The sequence below is a fragment of the Priestia sp. J2 genome (genome assembly GCF_020790095.1).
GTDB lineage: Bacteria > Bacillota > Bacilli > Bacillales > Bacillaceae_H > Priestia > Priestia zanthoxyli.
In genome coordinates this window covers 1,382,764-1,401,639 of the sequence record NZ_CP086208.1, presented here as the reverse complement: position 1 = coordinate 1,401,639, position 18,876 = coordinate 1,382,764, and the positions used below count along the sequence as shown (strand labels likewise).

Genomic DNA, 18,876 nt, shown 5'->3' with positions numbered 1-18,876 from the left:
ATCTTCGTTGATTTATGAGAACTTCCCTTCTATACTATGGGTATAACAAAAGGTTATAGGTGATAAATATGAAAACAGAATGGCTTGAGTCTTTTATTGAAACAGCCAAAACAAAAAGCTTAAGCAAAGCAAGCGAACAGCTGCATATGACGCAGCCCGCGCTCAGTAAGCAAATGAGAAAACTAGAAGAAGATTTAGGAGTAACATTATTTATTCGCTCCGCTACAGGAGTAGAATTAACCTCAGCAAGTGAAATTCTTTTACAAGAAGGTGAATCCATACTATCAAGCGTTCATGCTCTTCAAAAAAAATTAGTGTCTACGCAAGAAGCTTGTGATTTAACTATCGGAACGTGGCAAAGTATGGCTGCTTTTTACTTACCTTATCAACTGGCTTCTGCTAAAGACCACAATCGCCATATTGATATAAAAACCTCGCATCACTATTATGATTTGTTAGAGCAGTTAGAAAGCAATCAAATTGATGGAGCTTTATTTGATGATCGAGAGATTCAACATACTTACTGGTCAAAATTATTATTCAAAGAAGACTTTTATTTATTTGTGAATGATCAGCACCCGTTAGCCGAAAAAGAAAGCGTATCATTTGAAGATTTCAAAGAAGAACCCATTGTAGTTCTCCCTCCAGGGTGCGATGTTCGGACACTAGTAGAAAAAGCGTACAATCGTCATAACTTAAAAATGTCCATTGCCAATGAAATTGAATTTGCTCAAAGTATTATGGGATTTATTTCAGCTAATTTAGGTATTTCAATTCTCCCTGAAATTTTTATGCGCCATTTACAAAGCTCAAACATTAAAGCATTGCCTATTACAGACTTCAAATTCAAAAGAGAAATTTCATTAGTGGCAAAAAATCCTGACGTGGGGAAAATGCTTTATACACTGTTTTTCAAAACACGATCTTAATAGGAAAGACGACCAAATTAAGCCTAAGTTCCCCATAACAATGAAAAGATCCGAACGATTAATCGTTCGGATCTTCTTCAACTAACATACTTTTGTGCCAGCCTCTTTTTATTTCGATATTGCTTCATTTGTTAACTTTGTTTCTGCAACTTGCGCACGTGGTGATTTCATCATATTAAAGACAATATTTAAAAAGATTGCTGTAAAACTCCCCATCACAATACCGCTTCCAGTGAGAACTTGAAGACTCTCTGGTAAGTTTTTGAAGAGTTCAGGTACAACCGTCACCCCTAGACCCATACCAACCGAACATGCAATTACAAGAAGGTTTTCTTGTTTTGCTAAATCAACTTGACTAAGGATTTTTATACCTGAAGAGATGACCATCCCAAACATGGCTACCATAGCTCCTCCAAGTACAGAGCTCGGGATAACTGTCGTCACGGCTGCGATTTTAGGTAGAAAGCCCAAAATGATTAAAATTCCACTCGCTGCAAATACAACATTTCTTGTGCGAACACCTGACAACTGTAAAAGTCCTACATTTTGAGAATACGCTGTATAAGGAAATGCGTTAAAAAATCCGCCTAATAAAATCGCCAATCCTTCTGCACGATAGCCTTTAGATAAATCTTTTTCATCCACTTCTTTTTTACAAATATCACTAACGGCAAAATAAACGCCTGTGGACTCGACAATGCCAACAAGTAAAACAAGGAACATTGTCAGGATGGCCGTAATATTAAACGTTGGCATCCCAAAGTAAAACACGTGAGGCATATGAATCCACGCTTCTTCTTTTACGCCGGAAAAATCGACTTTTCCCATAAAAGACGCTGAAATCGTTCCAACAACCAATCCTAATAACACAGAGACGGAGCGCATAAATCCTTTTGTAAATCGATACAGAACAATAATTAATAGCAAAACGCCAAAACCTAAACCTAAATTGCTCAAGCTGCCAAAATCTTTACTTCCTTCTCCTCCAGCTAAATCTTTAATCGCTACAGGAATTAACGTAATTCCAATAATCGTTACAACCGAACCCGTAACTAAAGGAGGGAAAAACTTAACCAATTTACCTAGAAAAGCAGAAAGAAGGACAATGAGTAAACCGGCGACGATAATAGAACCATATATGGAGGAAACGCCGTAAGAACCTCCAATTGAAATCATAGGTCCTACGGCAGTAAACGTACACCCTAATACAACTGGAAGACCAATACCGAAAAAACGATTTTTCCATACTTGCAGTAACGTTGCCACACCGCACATAAATAAGTCAATCGCCACTAAATACGTAAGCTGCTGCTGAGTCAAGCCAATGGCTCCTCCAACAATAAGAGGGACAACAATCGCACCTCCGTACATAGCTAAAACATGCTGTAAACCAAGTGAAAAGACTTTTCCTTTATTCATATTAAACCTCCACTGTTGGTTTATCTTCAGCAAATGTAACTTTACCATTTGATAAAGACTGAATGCGCGCTAATGATTCTACTTTAACGCCTGATTTACGAATTTGTTTTCCTCCATCTTGGAACGCTTTTTCAATAACAATACCAATGCCGCCTACTTTAGCACCTGCTTTTTGCACGATATCCATCAAGCCGAATGCAGCTTGGCCGTTTGCTAAAAAGTCATCAATAATTAAAATCACGTCATCTTCTCGAATAAATTTATCAGCAACTGAAATTTCATTTTCTTCTTTTTTTGTAAATGAATATACTTTTGATGTAATGAGTCCGTCTTGAAGTGTTAAAGATTTTCTTTTTCTGGCAAACACCATCTCAACGTTTAGCTTCAATGCAGTCATAATCGCTGGAGCAATTCCTGATGATTCAATCGTTAAAATCTTCGTAATTCCTGCATTTTCAAAGCGCGAAGCAAATTCTTCTCCAATTTCTTTCATCAGTACAGGATCCATTTGGTGGTTTAAAAATGTGTCTACTTTTAAAACCGTGTCCGATAATACGATTCCATCTGTTAAAATTTTGTTTTGCAAAGCTTTCATAGTTCGTTCCTCCAACGTTTGTATTAAAAAAGCTCAAAAACATAGCTGCACTCGTATATGAGTAGAGCAATGTTTTTGAGCTTTTACGCACAAAAGTGAAAAACAAACTTCATCGCTCACCCATAGTCAAACTATTTACGGTAGTTTGGTAGATACTTACGAGCCTTATTCTCGTCATTATATGAGTGCGTTATTGAGTTACTTGTATTATATCAGCAAATCTTTTATTTGAAAATATCTAAAAAAGATATTTTCGAACATTTACTTGCAATACAAAACATAATATTCGGTTATAGCACTTTTTATACGTGATAAATTTGTCCGTATTTCTCTTCTAGATATTGAATTAAATAATCTACATTTAGCCCTTCACCCGTCACATCGTTTAAAATTTCAAGAGGTTTTTTCATTTTTCCGTACTGGTGAATATGTTCTGTTAACCAATTTGTAATCGGCGAAATTTCTCCTTTTTCCAAGAGTTCATCATAATTAGGCAAGTCTTTTAACATGGTATGCTTAAACTGCGCTGCGTACATATAGCCCAGAGCATAGGAAGGGAAGTACCCAAAGCTTCCTCCGGCCCAGTGTACGTCCTGAAGCACGCCTTCTCCATCGTGACTTGGACGAACCCCTAAATATTCTTCGTATTTCTCATTCCAAATTTCCGGTAAATCCTCAACTTTATACTCCCCGTTTATTAATCCTTTTTCAATTTCGTAACGAATCATAATATGAAGAGGATACGTTAACTCATCTGCTTCAATACGAATAAGAGACGGTTTTGCTTCATTTACTCCTCGGTAAAAATCTTCTAAACCTACATCGTCAAACTGTTCCGGCGCATGCTTTTTTAGTACGTCGTAATGATGCTGCCAAAATGCTTTATTTTTCCCGACAAACTGCTCAAAAAACAGCGACTGTGATTCATGAATTCCCATTGAAGTACCTTCACATAGAACCGTGCCAACAAGATCCTTTGAAATATTCTGCTCATATAAAGCATGGCCACATTCGTGAATCGTGCCAAAAATAGCCGTTCGGAAATCGTTTTCGGCATATTTAGTTGTGATGCGCACATCTCCCGGATTTAAGCCAGTAGCAAAAGGATGGACGGTTTCATCAAGTCGCCCCGCTTCAAAATCATAGCCGAGTGTTTTTAACACGTCTAGACTAAATTGCTTTTGCGCTTCTTTTGGGAAAGTACGGAATAAAAATTCCGTATTGGGCTTTGTATTTGACCCGGCGATTCGCTGAACAAGAGGCACAATATGCTCCCGCAGCTTTCCAAATACCTCGTCTAAGATTTCAACCGTCATTCCCGGTTCAAAAAGGTCTAATAAACGGTTATATTTGTTTCCTTCATACCCCCAATACTCCACAAACTTCTGATTAAACGCTACAATTTTTTCAAGGTACGGTTGAAATAAAGCAAAATCTGCTTTTTCTTTTGCTTCTTCCCAAATTGACTCCGCTTTTGAAGTTAACGTAACGTATTCTTTATATTCGTGCGGAGGAATCTTTTTATTTAAGTCATATTCTTTTTTACACTCTTCCACTGCTTTTTTCGTAATATCGTTTATGTAAGGCTGTGACTCAGGGTTCGTTAATTTCTCAATAAAACCTGCCATTTCATTAGAAACGGAAAGATTGAACGCTTCTGATGACATCATGCCAATCACTTCAGAACGCTGATCCGCCCCTTTTTTTGGAGCGCCCGTTCTCAAATCCCAGTACATCACTCCGATTGCCTCGTGATAACTTTTGATTTTATTCATGTATTCATAAAACTGTTTCTCAATTTTCTGTATGTCTTCTCTCATTGTTTTTCCTCCTTACTTTCCTTATTTCACCATAAATTATTTTATCATAATAGTAACGGTGTGTATATAACTGAAAATTCAATCTATTGGACATATAAAAAAGCGCGGCTGCCACCGCGCTTTTTTATACGTTTTCTATTTTCGTTGGAACATTTTGTTCAATGATTGAACGCACTTTTGAATCTGTGCTTTTTGGCATAAAGATCGTGATTAGACCCTTATCATTATGAGAGCGAATCAGCCTTCCAACTCCTTGCTTTAAGCGAAGAAGCATATACGGCATATCTGCATCCCAAAATGGATCGACTACTTGATTGCGCTTTGCTTCAAAGACCGGATCATTTGGCGGATACGGCAGAGACCAAATAATTACATTCGATAACGAAGGTCCAGGAATATCCAACCCTTCCCACAAATGAACAGCGCATAAAATCGTTTCTTCTTCTCTTTGGAACTGAGATACTAATTTACTGATTTCTTGATCGCCCTCAAATAAAAATGTGTACTGATCTAACTCTTTGGAAACTTCTTTGAACATCTCTAGTTCTTCTTTGCTGTTAAACAATAAAAGTGCTCGTCCGTTCGTTTTTTCGAGCTGAGCAACAGCAAAGGCGAATTTTTCAGCAAACGCTTCTTCTTGATCATCGGAAACATCTTTCACCGCAATTTTCATTTGCTCATCATAATCAAATGGCGATTCAACGGAAAAAGAAAGCGGCTTTGCAATGCCTAAGCTATATGCTAAATAATCGAACGATTGGTTATCTGAAAGAGTGGCAGAAGTGAAAATATACGGTATTTTCTTCGCAAATACTCGTTCTTTTAAGACGTCTTTTACTGCTTGCGGCATAATAACCAACGTCAGCTGCCAGTTGTTTTCTTCCACCCAGTAGATGGCATTTTCGTTGTCCATAAATAAGCGCAGCGAATAATCAATTTGATCTAGGTACTCATCTACAATTCGCAGCGTATATTCATCTACTGTATAGGTCTCACTCTCAAACACAAGCTCGTTTCCGATATGTTCAAGCAGCGATAAAAGTTCTTTTCCTACACTTTGTAATCCGTTTGTTCGGGCTACTTCTTTACGGCTAGAACCAACGATTTCTGTGCTTGCTTCACTTAAACGGTCAAAGAACATTGCATACACATCAATAGCGTGCTCGATCTTCACAGCAAATTCTTCTCGCACGTCATTTTCTAATAGACGCGTTAACAAGTTTTCTAACGTATCTTCTTGAATGCGATACGTTAGAGCCTTTTGTGCAGCAAATTCCAGCAGGTGACCTTCATCAAATACAACACAGCTGCTTTCAGGAAGAAGCGGAAGCTGTCCTTCACGCTTGCGGGCTTCATATGTCCAAATGTGCTCCATGTAAAAATCGTGAGAGCAAATAATTAAGTCATGTGCTTTTCTATAGTGCTCGCGTGAAAGCGTTAAGCCACATCTATGACGCTGCTCACAGGAAGAGCAATCTTGAAACGTATCCCAGTTAATTTGATTCCATTCCTCATCCGTTAAATGAGGATATTCTTTACGGTCTCCGTAGTGATAGAACGACTGCATACCACTATGATCATGAACAAAATCAGGAAGCGTATCGTAAATTTCTTCAATGTTTTCATTATCTGTTCGTGCTGTCACAGCATCTAATTTCTTTAAACACAGATACTGATCTTGAGATTTTGCTAGGCGAACATCCATGTTAATATCTAAAATACCAGAGAGCTTGGCAATGTCTCCTTCGGCTTTTACTAACTGTTCAATTAATGTTTCATCCGCACAGGCAATAATAGCCGGCTTGCCAATATACCTTGCATAACAAATAGCGTACAGTAAATACACAATGGTTTTCCCTGTTCCTACACCTGCTTCTGCAAAGATTACATTTTTTTCTTTAAAAGCTCGTTCGATTTGAAAAGCCATAAAAATTTGTTCATCCCGAAGTTCTAATCCTGCGTCTGGAAGATGATCATAAAAAACATCACCTATCCATTCATTTAATTTATCAAAAAAGTTTTCATCCCGCTCAATTGTAAAAGGCAACCGCTCTCTCATCATCGATACTGACTCCTTTATTTATGTAAATATCTATCAATAAAAATTAGCTTCACTTCTTTTTATCTAGTAAATTTCTCATGTAAGCAAAACTTAATTATTGACTACTTTATCTAAAATGTCAATAAAAAGAGCTGAACATAAAAAAGGTTCTGTCTGTAAGGACAGAACCTTTTTGTATAAAAGCTGGGTGTATAGAACGCAAACGGAATAAGTGCTATTAAAAAATTAATTACAGCGGAATTTGGAATCCGTGGACTGAGACAATAAAAAGGCCGCTTCATACTCGGCTTTTGCTTGTTCCAGCTGAGTAAGCGTCTCTCCGCTAACTTCTATTCCCTGCTGCATTAAATGATAGCTGTTTTCCAACGCTTGCCGAATCATAGTGAACTGCGTGTTTCTATCCATTTATAAACATCCTCTCTCTGTAGTGCTTACTATAAAAGTGAATACTATCATTCTATACACCAGCTGTTTATTTTATTCTCAAAACCAGCATCTCTGGCTTAATAAATGGATTCTTTCATTTAAGAAAATAATCGAACTTATTAAAATATTTTAATCCTCACTTGACATATAGGAATAATATATTTTAAAATTACTTACAGATTCAATCACTCAAAACTACATACTACAGGCTTACCGGTCAACCGATAGCCTCTAATTGCCAGATACACGTACAATCCGTCTGTGCAATTAGAGGCTTTTATTTTTTAAAAGCCTGCTGAGAGGAGAAAAAAATGGCAGAACTGCAGTTGCAGCATGTGTATAAAAAATACGGAAAAGATAGTCTTGCAGTTGATAATTTTAATCTTCATATTCAAGACAAAGAATTTATTGTATTTGTAGGACCTTCAGGGTGCGGCAAATCCACTACCCTTCGCATGATCGCCGGCCTTGAATCGATAACAGAAGGAGAATTGCTTATTAATGGAGATCGTGCAAACGATTTACCTTCTAAGGACCGGGATATTGCAATGGTGTTTCAAAACTACGCGCTTTACCCTCATTTAACGGTTTACGACAACATGGCATTTGGCTTGCAGCTCCGCAAAGTCCCAAAACAAGAAATTGATGAGCGCGTTCGTGAAGCGGCTCGTATTTTGGACTTAGAACCCTATTTAAAACGCAAGCCAAAAGCATTATCAGGAGGTCAGCGTCAGCGAGTGGCTTTAGGAAGAGCGATTGTACGGAATGCCCAAATTTTTTTAATGGATGAGCCTTTGTCTAACCTTGATGCGAAGCTTCGCGTACAAATGCGTGCTGAAATCAGTAAGCTTCATCAGAGGCTGCAGACGACCATTATTTATGTAACCCACGATCAAACAGAAGCCATGACGATGGCAAGCAGAATCGTAGTTATGAAAGACGGAAAAATTCAGCAAATAGGTTCACCTATGCAAGTGTATAATGCTCCAGAGAATACGTTTGTAGCCAGTTTTATAGGCTCACCGGGAATGAACTTTTTCACAGGAAAAGTAGTGAACAGCAAACTGTACATCAGTGAACATGAGTTTCAACTGACAGAAAATCAAATGCATTCGTTACATGAAAAAGGCTACAATAATCAATTCATTACTGTAGGAATTCGACCCGAGCATATTACGCGTGCCTTTTCTGATGCTCCTCATATTTCATTACCGGTAGATGTGTCTGAGTTATTAGGAGCAGAGTACATACTATACAGCAGTTTAGGAGAGCAGCTCTTTGTGGCTAAAATCCCTGGGGATGAACATATTCAAGTTCATCAGCACTTTCCGTTTCATTTTCAAATGAATCATGCTCATTTCTTTGACCAAGCATCTACCAATCGTATCAAAATTGACCAATAACTATCTAAAAAGAATTCTATAAATGGGGGAACTAAAATGAAAAAATTATTAATTCTGTTAGCAATGCTCACCGTGATCATCGCCGGCTGCGGCAAAAACAGTTCAACAAGCGGCGACAGCAGCGATTCTTCAAAAAAAGTAACCATTAACTTTACGCATTGGCGAGGAGAAGATACGAAAGCCTTTGATTCTATCATTGAGCAATTTGAAAAGAAAAACCCAAATATTCATGTAGAGATGACCGTCTTTCCTTCGGATTCATATCAATCACAAATTCAAGGATCTCTACTATCTGGAGAAGGCATCGATGTATTTGCTAGTTTTCCAGGAAGTCAATTTGAAACGATTCGCAAAGCAAACGGTTTTGCAAAGCTGGACGACCAAAACTTACTCAGCAAATTTGACGAAAAGCTAATCCAAGCGGGTAAAGCGGATAATACGCAATATGCTCTTCCTTATCAGCTAGTCTATAACATCCCTGTCTATAACAAAGGCATTTTTGAAAAACTAAATTTAGATGTTCCTAAAGACTGGAATAGCTTTTTAAAAACAGCTGAAACATTAAAGAAAAATGGTTACACGCCGATTTTATTTTCAGGAGACGTAAGTCCTTCTCAATTTATTAACCCAATGATTATGAATAACGAACCTACAAATAACGCCCTTCACGAAGTAGAAACGGGCAAGCGCAAGCTAACTGATGAATGGTTTATCAAAACCCTATCTCAAATTAAAGAATTAAATGATAAAGGTTACTTCCAAAAAGATGCTCTTGGTACGAAAAAAGAAAGTGCTGCAGCACTTTTTGCTCAGGAAAAAGGCGCAATGCTTGCTCAAGGTTCTTATATGATGGCTACAGTCAAACAGCAAAATCCAAAGATTGATCAAGGTTTGCTTGCACCGATTACAGTGGATCAAGATAAAGCCAAATACGAAGGTGTTCATACCACAACATTCTTATTAGGTGTTGCTGAAAAATCAAAACACAAAGAAGCTGCTAAGAAATTTTTAACTTTCCTTGCAGATTCAAAGATTTCTTCTGAGTATGCAAATGCTACTGGCCAGTTATTAACGGTCAAAGACGTGAAATATGATTCACCTGAACTCAAAGAAAGCGCAAAGTGGAAAGACAAAAAAACGGTCTTCCAACCTCGATTTACCATTTTAAATGAGCGCGTATCAAAAGCTGTTGAAACATCTGTACAGGACGTACTATCCGGTATGTCAGCGAAAAAAGCTGCTGAAAAAGCACAAGGAGAGGTAGAACGTGTCGCTAAAAACTAATACGTCTATTCAAGAGGAAGAAAAGAGAACCCCTTCGTTCTCTTTTCCTCTCTTTTCATTTAAAAATATCTCTAAAAGCAGGCATCTATGGTTGTTTTTGCTTCCTGGTTTTGTCATATATACGGTTTTCTTTGCATTGCCAACGCTTTCTGCTTTATTTTTAAGTACAACTGATTGGAATGGATTGTCTTCTCAGTTCTCATTTGTAGGGTTTCAAAACTTCAAAGAAATTTTAACAAACGATGCTATTTTTACACAGTCGCTTACAAACAACTTAAAGTTCACAATTGGCGTGCTGATCTTTCAAACGTTATTGAGCTTAGGCTTTGCACTCTTACTTTATAGAAATTCTGCATGGAATACATTTTATCGCTCACTCTTTTTTGTACCGACGATTATTTCGTCCGTGTCGATTGCGTTCACGTGGAACTTTATGTATGACCCCAACATTGGAGGAGTTAACCTATTTTTAAGTAAAATAGGCCTTGAGCATTGGACACAGTCTTGGATTGGAAATGGACATATCGCAATTTACAGCTTGGCTTTTGTACAATTTTGGGCACATACTGGTCAAATGCTTATTATTTTTGTAGCTGGAATTCAAGCTATTCCCAGTGAGTTATATGAAGCTGCTAGTATTGATGGAGCAACACGATGGCAAAAATTCAAGCGCATTACGTGGCCTCTTTTAGCTCCAGCTACGACAATGGTTGTGGCTTATACGACCATACAAAGCTTTAAAGCATTTGATTTAATCATTGCAATGACAAATGGAGGTCCCTCCAACTCAACTGAAATTCTTTCGACACTTCTTTATCACGAAGCTTTTATTAATTTTCGTTTTGGCTATGCCTCTGCCATTTCCGTTGTATTTATGATTGTGATTGCTCTTTTAACGTTTCTTCAATTTCGCGTACTTCGCCTGACCAAAATGTAAAAGGAGATTCTTTTATGAAACAAAATCCATTCAGACATCTGATTTTAGGGATATACGGTTTAATCATTCTGTTGCCCTTAAGCTTGGTTTTATTAACAACCTTTAAAACAACGCCTGAACTTTACAGCAACCCAATTGGATTACCAGCAGGCTGGAATATTGAAAATTATAAACAGCTGCTCGTCAATGAACCCATCTTTGGCTATATTAAAAACAGCGTGATTGTTACCGTCTTTAGCACGTTTTTTATTCTATGGTTTTCAAGCATGATTGCTTACGCTATTATTCAGCTACCTCAAAAGCTTGGATGGATTGTATACGGCTTTTTTGTTTGCGGAATGATTGTCCCTACTCAAGTCAATATGATTCCTGTCTTTTTGCTGATGAATAAGCTTGGACTGGTCAATACGCTAACAGGGGTCATTATCGTCTCCATAAGTTTTTTGCTTCCTATCGGTGTGTTTATTATAACGGGGTTTATGAAAACTTTGCCAAAGGAACTATTCGAAGCCGCTCGCATGGACGGGGCGTCAGAGTGGAAAATATATTCAAAAATCGCTCTTCGACTCTCCATACCTTCAATGGCTACAGTAGGAATTTTTTCGTTTGTGATCGTGTGGAATGATCTGTTATTCCCTTTGCTATTATTAAAATCTAAAGAAGTAAAAACGCTGCCTATTGCATTATTGGACTTTCAAGGGGAATTTCTAACCAATTACCCTATGCTGTTTTCAGCAGTCGTTCTTTCTTCTATTCCATTATTGATTGCGTACGTGTTTTTGCAAAAGCATTTCATTTCAGGAATGACCTCTGGGGCATTAAAATAGCAGGCAAGAAAATCACGCTTCCCTGCCTGCCCCTTTATTCTATAGGATTATTTTTCAAAGCACGCTGAGGTTTCGGTTTCTCTACTATTAGGTGTTGGTAAACGTACATTAAAGCAGCTTTTAACAGAAAGATACCTAGCAAATGGTACTCTTTAAATGTGCCTACCCTAAAAAGCTTTGCACGGCTCATAGCTCGTTGAAAAGGATAAACAAAAAATGTATCTACGATTGCATTTAATAACATATACCTTCCAAAATGGCCATATGTGAACTTTTTAATCCATAAAGAACCTGCTAAAAATGGACCTAAAAGTAAAGCAGCTTCACCTGTTAAATATGGATGAGGAGGATTAGGGAATATCCACCACTTCTTTTTTTCAGCAATATAGCTTTCAACCATAATTAAAAAGGAAATAAACATAGTAGATGATAAATAGCGCTTAATATGCTGTCGTCCTATAAAAGGGATGGTTAACCATGAAAGAAGCATCATCCCGCCAAAAACCCGTGCTGATCGATTTTTTCTCATTTTATCACCTCTTAGGTTTTAGTATGAGATTTCCCTTTCGTAAATATGTTAGAAATAAGCTAATCATTTCTCGTTTTAAGCCTGCTATTGAAAAGAAATGAATACATATATTGCCCTGCTACTCGCCCATACTATAAAAAAACATAATGGGGTGAGTACATGCATGATTATTATGACGGACTATATAAATACCTGCTTAATGCTACGTTTTGGTTTATTTTATTAATTGTCGTGCTCGGGATAGGCATGTTTGGAATGCTAGCTTATCGCGGTTTAAAAAAGAAATAACGTAAAAAAGCCAAGCTGTTTTTACACCGCTTGGCTTTTTGTATTTATTGATCGTTGCGTGGAGGACGAGGTCCCCAGTACTGATAGTAGTCTGTTTTAATAAATCCGTTAAACAATTTGCGTTTTTTCGTCGCTTTTTTACCGTAGTACTGTTCAAACTGTTCATGAGATGTAAGCATATAAATCGACCACGTATCAAGCTTAGAAAACGCTTCGCCCATTTCAGCGTACATTTTTTCAACAGAAGGACGATCGCTTAAACGTTCGCCGTACGGAGGGTTACCAATAATGATTCCATATTCTTTCGGCGTCGTAAAATCGCGCACTTGCATTTGCTTAAATTGAATTAAATCTCCAAGTCCAGCTTCAAATGCATTTTGCTCCGCTACTTTTACCATACGATGGTCAATATCATGACCAGCAATATCTAGCACTTGGTCATAGTTCGCTAAGTCTTCTGCTTCTTCGCGCGCTTTGTCCCAAATGCTTGCTGACATCCACGGCCACTCTTCTGATAAGAAGTCACGATTAAATCCTGGTGCAATATTTTGACCGATAAGCGCTGCTTCGATAGCAATTGTACCAGAACCGCAGAAAACATCGACAAACGGACGATTCGCATTCCACGGCGTTAGCATAATTAAAGCAGCTGCCAGCGTTTCTTTTAAAGGAGCTTCCCCTTGTCCTACGCGGTAACCGCGCTTATGAAGTCCTGCACCGCTTGCGTCAATTGTTAATGTAGCAACATCTTTTAATAACGCTACTTCAATTTTAAACGTTGACCCCGTTTCTTCGAGCCAGCCTGTTGTTTTGTTATAATGTTTTTTCATGCTGTCAACAATTGCTTTTTTTACAATGCTTTGACAATCTGATACGCTGAACAATTTAGATTTAACTGATTTTCCCGATACAGGAAACTGTGCATCTACGGGCAAATAATCTCCCCAATTTAATGCTTTTGTTTGTTCAAAAAGCTCATCAAACGTACGAGCTTTGAACTGTCCAACCTGTACTTTAATTCGATCTGCTGTACGAAGCCATAAATTGCATCGAGCAATTGCAAGCTCGTCTCCTTCAAAGATAACCTTGCCATTATCTACTTCACATTCATATCCTAAAGCACGCACTTCTTTAGCGACTAGTGCTTCAATTCCCATTGCTGCTGTTGCAATAATTTTATATTTCGCCATTTTTCAACCTCATTTTGTTTCTAATTATCTACACTAAGTGTAAAAGTACCATATACATGCGCCGTAGTCAAAGCTTTCTCCGTCTTTTTATCAAAATGCAGAAACTGCTCGCTCTTGGTAGAGCCAGCAGTTTCTTTACATATGTCGCATATAGATTTGTTTTTAAAAGCTTTCCATTTTAAAATTGCGCAATCGGTTGCTCAACTTGTTTATGAAAGTAAGTATACACGTGTTTCATATGGGTGCAGCGTACATTGTTCAAGCGTTTCGTTTTTATCCAACGGATAATTATGAATCAGCACTTCTATGTTTGTAAATGAGCTCTCTGAAGGAAACTCGAACGTTTGATTATTCGGTGACATATTACAAATAACAACAGCGGTTTTACCTTCTAATGTTCGCGTATACGCGTAAATAGCGGAATCTTCTTCTGCCAACAGCTTATAAGTTCCATACACCAGCACATCATGCTGTTTTCTAATTTTAATGAGCTGTTTGTAAAAATTCAGTACCGAATTCTTATCACTTTTCTGCTCTTCTACGTTAATGTCTACGTAATTTGGGTTCACTTTCATCCAAGGGTTTCCGGTAGAAAATCCTGCATTTTTTTCTGTATTCCACTGCATTGGCGTCCTTGAGTTATCGCGGCCTGTTTCCCAAATAACTTTCATAATCTCGTCATGTGAATCGCCTTTTTCACGCTGAATACGGTAGTAGTTAATCATCCCAACATCATCATAATCATCAATAGAATCAAATTTAACATTGGTCATTCCAAGTTCTTGTCCTTGATAAATAAACGGTGTTCCTTTCATTAAAAAGTATAGTGCAGCTAAGCACTTTGCACTTTCCACTCGGTAAGCTGTGCTGCCGAATTTATTTACAGAACGAATTTGGTCATGATTTTCTAAATATAAAGCGTTCCAGCCGTTAATTTTTTCTAAACCATTTTGCCAATTAGTTAAAATTGTTTTTAACTCGATTAAATCAAGCGGTTTTTCTTCTCCTTTATCCCACAGTCCCATATGCTCGAACTGAAAAATCATATTGAAGTTTCCACCATCTTCAGCTACCCACTCATCTGCGCTGTCCGATGTTACACCATTTGCCTCTCCAACCGTCATAATATCGTATTTGGCAAACGTTTTTTCTTTTAGCTCTTTTAAATGTTCTTGAATTCCCGGTCGATTCATATGCCCTTCAAACGATGGCACATAATCTAGCTTTTCAGGGTTCGGCAGATCTGGGAAGCCGGCCACTTTCTTAATATGCGAAATAGCATCTACACGAAAGCCGTCAATTCCTTTATCTAACCACCAGTTAACCATTTCATAAAGCTCATGACGTACTTTTTCGTTTTCCCAGTTTAAATCGGGCTGTTTTTTAGAAAATACGTGCATGTAATATTCTTTTGTCTTTTCGTCGAACTCCCAAGCTGATCCGCTAAAAATAGATTCCCAGTTGTTTGGCTCTTTTCCATCTTTACCTTCGTGCCAGATATAATAATCACGATATGGATTCTCTTTAGCAGACCTAGATTCTAAAAACCAAGGATGTTCATCTGAAGTATGGTTAATAACTAAATCCATAATCAGCTTCATTCCGCGATGGTGAACTTCATCTAACAGCTCATCAAAGTCTTCCATTGTTCCAAAATCTTTCATAATATCTTTATAATCACTGATATCGTAGCCATTATCGTCGTTAGGAGACTGATAAATCGGGCAAATCCAAATGACATCAATTCCAAGATCAGATAAATAGTCTAATTTTGAAATAACCCCTTGAATGTCACCAATTCCGTCGCCGTTTGAATCCATGAAGCTTCGCGGATAGATTTGATACGCAACAGCTTCTTTCCACCATTTCTTTTCCATGTGCTCAACCCCTCAAAATAGTGCTTTTACGTAAGCGTTCGCCTTTACGCATATCGCTATTTTATAATGAATACATGCAAAAAAATAGGTTTTTCACAAAAAAAATCGTTATTCTCTTTTGAATAACGATTCTCACTGCGCTAATTTGTGTTTAAAGGCATAAATGACGGCTTGAGTTCGGTCCTGCACATCCAGCTTACTTAATAAATTGCTCACATGTGTTTTTACCGTCTTTAGCGCAATAAATAATTCGTCTGCAATCTCTTGATTTGTTTTACCCTGTGTCATTAAAAGTAAAATTTCCATTTCACGAGCTGTGAGTTCTTCATGAGGTAAAGACGGCTTTCTCATTTTAGACATCATTTTACCGGTTACTTCAGGCTCTAATACAGATTCCCCCTCATATGTACGGCGAATAGCAGCTGCAATTTCTCCTGCTTTAGACGTTTTTAATAAGTAGCTTGTTGCCCCTGCCTCTAGAGCGGGATATACTTTTTCGTCATCTAGAAAGCTAGTGACAATAATTACTTTTGCTTCCGGCCACTGCTTAATGAGCTGTTTTGTTGCTTCAATCCCGTCCATTTCTTCCATGACTAAATCCATTAAAATAATATCCGGGCGCAGCTGAAGCCCTAATTCAACGGCCTGTTGGCCATTGGCTGCTTCAGCTATTACATGAATGTCTGTTTGAGCCGACAAATACGCTCCTACGCCAATACGAACCATTTCATGGTCATCTACTAACAGTACATTAATCATTTTGCTTCTCCTCTCTTTCTACTAACGGTACTTTTACTTCTAGCTTTGTTCCTTTGTCGGGCAAACTAATAATTTTTAATAGGCCTCCAATTTCAACTGCGCGTTCATACATATTTTGCAGACCGTACGATCCGACTTTCTCCTTTTCTACATCAAAACCAACTCCGTTATCCACAATACGTAAAATAATGGAAAAGTCACGTTTGATCAGCAGCACGTCTAAAGCTGTTGCATTTGCATGACGCAGCGTATTTGATACGGATTCTTGCAAAATTCTAAACAAGTGGTCTTCAATGCCTTTATCAAGTTCAAACCCTTCTATTTTCCAATTTAATTCAAGCGGTACTTTTTGAGCAAGCTCATTCATCAGTTCTTTCATTCCAGCCTGTAGCGATTTTCCTTTTAATGCTGCAGGACGAAGATGAAGAAGCAAAGCCCTCATTTCAAGCTGTGATTGATTAATCATTTTTTCAACCATCTTTAATTGCTTAGCTTCAGAGTCTTGTAGCGTAAGATTGGATTCCGTAATAGCAGACATAAGCATCGAAGCGGCAAATAGCTGCTGACTAACGGAGTCATGCAGTTCTCTAGCAAGCCGATTTCGTTCTTGAGAAACAATTTCTTGCACTTGCTTTTGCTGATTTTCCACTTTTTCCGTTGCCATCTTTTGAGATTGCTGCGCTTGAAGAATCATTTTATGATCTACTTTGTTTAAACGGCTTATAATTCGAGACGTTTCTTGAATAAGCGGTTCATTTGCCGGCATATGCCGGTGGCCATTTTCTATTTCATATAATCGGTTTTCAACATATGCCCACTGCTGTCTCCACATAAACCCCATGATTCCTCCAATCACACTTCCAATCGTAAGGCTTAAACTGAAGGAAAACAGCACAAAAGGCATGCCAAATACGCTCGTTTTCCATAAGTCGCTAAGTTGAAAAACAGGATATGCAAAAAACACGGTAAGGAGCACGGATACAAATACAAAAAAACTTAAGAAAATCCCCCACAATAACTGCCGTTGAAGAATACTCATATCCTTTGCACCTCTAAATCTCCAATCACAACAGTTGTAACAATCTTCACCCTATGAGCAGATTGATCAAATTCCTCTGTTTTGATAGACAAATTTTCATTGAACGAAAAGCCGCGCTGATGGCCAAAAACCGTTACGTTTCCTGCTAGTTTAGAATGATTCACAGATACTTCTGTTTCGTAAGGAATGAGCACTTTAATATTTCCAAACACTTGACGAATAAAGATAACCGCATCGCCTTTTGGCAGAACAGTATTGCTTAAATCAATCACAATGTCTCCCCATACGCTTTGAATATTAATATCATCCCATTCGTATACGGAGTCTTCGGTTCTTTGACTACCAAGAAGTTTATTTGTCAAAACCGGCCGGACCTGCACCAAACTTTGGTTTGGCTGCTGTGTCAACTCGTCAGTTGGTCTAAATTCAACCGGATGCTTTCGTAATTGAATAAATCTAAGTAAAAAGTACAGGAAAAGAGCAATAACTAAAAACTTAAAGGCAACCGTATTAAATATATTCAACACAAGCCCAATAACGCCAATCCAAAATAACATACGCCCTAATTTTCTTCTCATTTTTTTTCGCCCAATATACATGAACGCACCGGCAATTAATACAGAAAAAATCAAGCCGCTGTGAAAAAACATAATTTCAATAAACAGGACAAATAAGCTGCAAATAAAAATGAACATAAGAGATTCTGTTTTGTTTACGCTTTGCACAGCTCCCTCTCCTTTCTCCTCGTAGATGACATAGCGTTCTTTGGATGCTGCAGATATCTATTCTCTCACCTTAAAAAGACGCAGAAACCTACGCCTTTTTTAGAATACCATGTTTTATGCAGAAACACTGATTTTTTACGATGATTTTACTCTTTTTTCTAATTCAGCAATCTTGCTGTCTACCGTTTGTCTGTAGTAATTTGTATTAATTTGATTTTCAAGCTGGTCAATATAGGTTTCCATTTCGTCAAACTGACTGTAGGACGCATAAGATGCTTCCGTTTTCATTACTGAATTCATACGATGGTGCGCACGGGCAATATTTTCGCGCCCCATTAGTTCCATACGGCGAATATGCATATCTTTTACCTTATGCTTCATTTCTTCATACTTTTGTTCAAGCTCTTCTAACTGCTTGGATGCATCTTCATAAGATTCTTTTACACGCTTTGCTCTCTCTTCGTAGTGAGCATGCTCTTTTACAATAAATTCATGTAATTCTACTTCTTCAGCTGCTTGCGCCACTTGTGCTTGCTCATGACGTTTTTTCATCATGTCAAGTGCCAGATGGTATTCGCGATTAAACTGCTCTTTTAACGTGTGCTGCCGCTCAACAAGCTGCCTTACCTTTTCAGTCTCCTGCTCGCATTGGCGCAAATAGTGATTTAACGCAGCAATTGGATTTTTTTGTTCTTTGTGATCAAGTAATTGATGAAGGTCTGCAGAAATCGTTTCTTTCATTCGAGTAAATAAGTTTCTCATTTTGT

General features: G+C 37.9%; 18 protein-coding genes and 1 riboswitch. Of the genes, 6 read left to right on the top strand and 12 right to left on the bottom strand.

The window, feature by feature from the left end; all coding sequences use genetic code 11:
* Positions 1 to 68 precede the first annotated feature (68 nt).
* Entirely contained in the window at positions 69 to 929 is an 861-nt protein-coding gene (locus LJY09_RS07145) for a LysR family transcriptional regulator (protein WP_228307623.1), read from the top strand.
* A gap of 108 nt (positions 930 to 1,037) precedes the next feature.
* Here LJY09_RS07145 and LJY09_RS07140 read toward each other — a convergent pair whose 3' ends face one another.
* The 5 genes from LJY09_RS07140 to LJY09_RS07120 form a co-directional block, all read right to left on the bottom strand.
* Positions 1,038 to 2,348 (bottom strand): nucleobase:cation symporter-2 family protein, encoded by a 1,311-nt coding sequence (locus LJY09_RS07140; protein WP_098113457.1) that lies wholly within the window; start codon positions 2,346 to 2,348, stop codon positions 1,038 to 1,040.
* Position 2,349: 1 nt separating this feature from the next.
* The gene (locus tag LJY09_RS07135; RefSeq protein ID WP_028414042.1) at positions 2,350 to 2,943 is read right to left on the bottom strand and encodes a xanthine phosphoribosyltransferase; all 594 of its coding nucleotides are present in this window, start codon (positions 2,941 to 2,943) and stop codon (positions 2,350 to 2,352) included.
* Between the two features lie 103 nt (positions 2,944 to 3,046).
* A riboswitch (purine riboswitch) is annotated at positions 3,047 to 3,148 on the bottom strand.
* Between the two features lie 97 nt (positions 3,149 to 3,245).
* Complete coding sequence (locus tag LJY09_RS07130) at positions 3,246 to 4,763, bottom strand: carboxypeptidase M32 (RefSeq protein WP_028414043.1); 1,518 nt, start codon at positions 4,761 to 4,763, stop codon at positions 3,246 to 3,248.
* A 124-nt stretch (positions 4,764 to 4,887) separates the two neighbouring features.
* A complete protein-coding gene (locus LJY09_RS07125) occupies positions 4,888 to 6,825 on the bottom strand; it encodes an ATP-dependent DNA helicase (protein ID WP_028414044.1) in 1,938 nt (645 codons plus the stop codon).
* Positions 6,826 to 7,050: 225 nt separating this feature from the next.
* Complete coding sequence (locus LJY09_RS07120) at positions 7,051 to 7,230, bottom strand: hypothetical protein (protein ID WP_013056154.1); 180 nt, start codon at positions 7,228 to 7,230, stop codon at positions 7,051 to 7,053.
* 332 nt (positions 7,231 to 7,562) lie between these two features.
* On the opposite strand from LJY09_RS07120, the gene LJY09_RS07115 reads away from it, so the two are divergent.
* The 4 genes from LJY09_RS07115 to LJY09_RS07100 are packed head-to-tail and all read left to right on the top strand — an operon-like array spanning position 7,563 to position 11,702.
* Positions 7,563 to 8,654, top strand: a complete 1,092-nt coding sequence (locus tag LJY09_RS07115) for an ABC transporter ATP-binding protein (RefSeq protein WP_033578445.1) — start codon at positions 7,563 to 7,565, stop codon at positions 8,652 to 8,654.
* A gap of 36 nt (positions 8,655 to 8,690) precedes the next feature.
* On the top strand, positions 8,691 to 9,938 hold the full coding sequence (locus tag LJY09_RS07110; protein WP_028414046.1) for an ABC transporter substrate-binding protein: 1,248 nt from the start codon (positions 8,691 to 8,693) through the stop codon (positions 9,936 to 9,938).
* Positions 9,922 to 10,875, top strand: coding sequence for a carbohydrate ABC transporter permease (locus LJY09_RS07105; RefSeq protein WP_028414047.1), 954 nt, complete (start codon positions 9,922 to 9,924; stop codon positions 10,873 to 10,875). Before LJY09_RS07110 ends, LJY09_RS07105 begins: the two co-directional genes overlap by 17 nt.
* Positions 10,876 to 10,889: 14 nt before the next feature.
* Positions 10,890 to 11,702, top strand: coding sequence for a carbohydrate ABC transporter permease (locus LJY09_RS07100; RefSeq protein WP_033578442.1), 813 nt, complete (start codon positions 10,890 to 10,892; stop codon positions 11,700 to 11,702).
* 34 nt (positions 11,703 to 11,736) lie between these two features.
* On the opposite strand, the gene LJY09_RS07095 is transcribed toward LJY09_RS07100, so the two are convergent.
* A complete protein-coding gene (locus LJY09_RS07095; protein WP_028414049.1) occupies positions 11,737 to 12,231 on the bottom strand; it encodes a hypothetical protein in 495 nt (164 codons plus the stop codon).
* Between the two features lie 159 nt (positions 12,232 to 12,390).
* Between LJY09_RS07095 and LJY09_RS27605 the strand changes: the two genes are divergently transcribed.
* Positions 12,391 to 12,519: a hypothetical protein gene (locus tag LJY09_RS27605; protein ID WP_013056148.1), complete on the top strand. Its 129-nt coding sequence runs from the start codon at positions 12,391 to 12,393 to the stop codon at positions 12,517 to 12,519.
* Between the two features lie 44 nt (positions 12,520 to 12,563).
* Here the strand turns inward: LJY09_RS27605 and LJY09_RS07090 are convergent, their stop codons facing one another.
* The 6 genes from LJY09_RS07090 to LJY09_RS07065 form a co-directional block, all read right to left on the bottom strand.
* Positions 12,564 to 13,709, bottom strand: coding sequence for a THUMP domain-containing class I SAM-dependent RNA methyltransferase (locus tag LJY09_RS07090; protein WP_028414050.1), 1,146 nt, complete (start codon positions 13,707 to 13,709; stop codon positions 12,564 to 12,566).
* A 209-nt stretch (positions 13,710 to 13,918) separates the two neighbouring features.
* Positions 13,919 to 15,586: a glycoside hydrolase family 13 protein gene (locus LJY09_RS07085; protein WP_028414051.1), complete on the bottom strand. Its 1,668-nt coding sequence runs from the start codon at positions 15,584 to 15,586 to the stop codon at positions 13,919 to 13,921.
* A gap of 132 nt (positions 15,587 to 15,718) precedes the next feature.
* A complete protein-coding gene (locus tag LJY09_RS07080; protein WP_028414052.1) occupies positions 15,719 to 16,345 on the bottom strand; it encodes a response regulator in 627 nt (208 codons plus the stop codon).
* On the bottom strand, positions 16,338 to 17,384 hold the full coding sequence (locus tag LJY09_RS07075) for a sensor histidine kinase (protein WP_154972725.1): 1,047 nt from the start codon (positions 17,382 to 17,384) through the stop codon (positions 16,338 to 16,340). Before LJY09_RS07075 ends, LJY09_RS07080 begins: the two co-directional genes overlap by 8 nt.
* Positions 17,381 to 18,109 carry a cell wall-active antibiotics response protein LiaF gene (gene liaF, locus LJY09_RS07070; RefSeq protein WP_028414054.1) on the bottom strand — a complete coding sequence of 243 codons (729 nt, stop codon included), beginning with the start codon at positions 18,107 to 18,109 and terminating at the stop codon, positions 17,381 to 17,383. Before liaF ends, LJY09_RS07075 begins: the two co-directional genes overlap by 4 nt.
* Before the next feature lie 135 nt (positions 18,110 to 18,244).
* Entirely contained in the window at positions 18,245 to 18,871 is a 627-nt protein-coding gene (locus LJY09_RS07065; protein ID WP_098113460.1) for a PspA/IM30 family protein, read from the bottom strand.
* Between the last annotated feature and the right edge of the window lie 5 nt (positions 18,872 to 18,876).

Coding starts and splice junctions, on each gene's coding strand:
- LJY09_RS07135 (WP_028414042.1), bottom strand. CDS start 2,943: ATGAAAGCTTTGCAAAACAAAATTTTAACAGATGGAATCGTATTATCG.
- LJY09_RS07085 (WP_028414051.1), bottom strand. CDS start 15,586: ATGGAAAAGAAATGGTGGAAAGAAGCTGTTGCGTATCAAATCTATCCG.
- LJY09_RS07080 (WP_028414052.1), bottom strand. CDS start 16,345: ATGATTAATGTACTGTTAGTAGATGACCATGAAATGGTTCGTATTGGC.
- LJY09_RS07125 (WP_028414044.1), bottom strand. CDS start 6,825: ATGATGAGAGAGCGGTTGCCTTTTACAATTGAGCGGGATGAAAACTTT.
- LJY09_RS07120 (WP_013056154.1), bottom strand. CDS start 7,230: ATGGATAGAAACACGCAGTTCACTATGATTCGGCAAGCGTTGGAAAAC.
- LJY09_RS07075 (WP_154972725.1), bottom strand. CDS start 17,384: ATGAGTATTCTTCAACGGCAGTTATTGTGGGGGATTTTCTTAAGTTTT.
- LJY09_RS07110 (WP_028414046.1), top strand. CDS start 8,691: ATGAAAAAATTATTAATTCTGTTAGCAATGCTCACCGTGATCATCGCC.
- LJY09_RS07100 (WP_033578442.1), top strand. CDS start 10,890: ATGAAACAAAATCCATTCAGACATCTGATTTTAGGGATATACGGTTTA.
- LJY09_RS07065 (WP_098113460.1), bottom strand. CDS start 18,871: ATGAGAAACTTATTTACTCGAATGAAAGAAACGATTTCTGCAGACCTT.
- LJY09_RS27605 (WP_013056148.1), top strand. CDS start 12,391: ATGCATGATTATTATGACGGACTATATAAATACCTGCTTAATGCTACG.
- LJY09_RS07095 (WP_028414049.1), bottom strand. CDS start 12,231: ATGAGAAAAAATCGATCAGCACGGGTTTTTGGCGGGATGATGCTTCTT.
- LJY09_RS07115 (WP_033578445.1), top strand. CDS start 7,563: ATGGCAGAACTGCAGTTGCAGCATGTGTATAAAAAATACGGAAAAGAT.
- LJY09_RS07145 (WP_228307623.1), top strand. CDS start 69: ATGAAAACAGAATGGCTTGAGTCTTTTATTGAAACAGCCAAAACAAAA.
- LJY09_RS07130 (WP_028414043.1), bottom strand. CDS start 4,763: ATGAGAGAAGACATACAGAAAATTGAGAAACAGTTTTATGAATACATG.
- LJY09_RS07090 (WP_028414050.1), bottom strand. CDS start 13,709: ATGGCGAAATATAAAATTATTGCAACAGCAGCAATGGGAATTGAAGCA.
- LJY09_RS07140 (WP_098113457.1), bottom strand. CDS start 2,348: ATGAATAAAGGAAAAGTCTTTTCACTTGGTTTACAGCATGTTTTAGCT.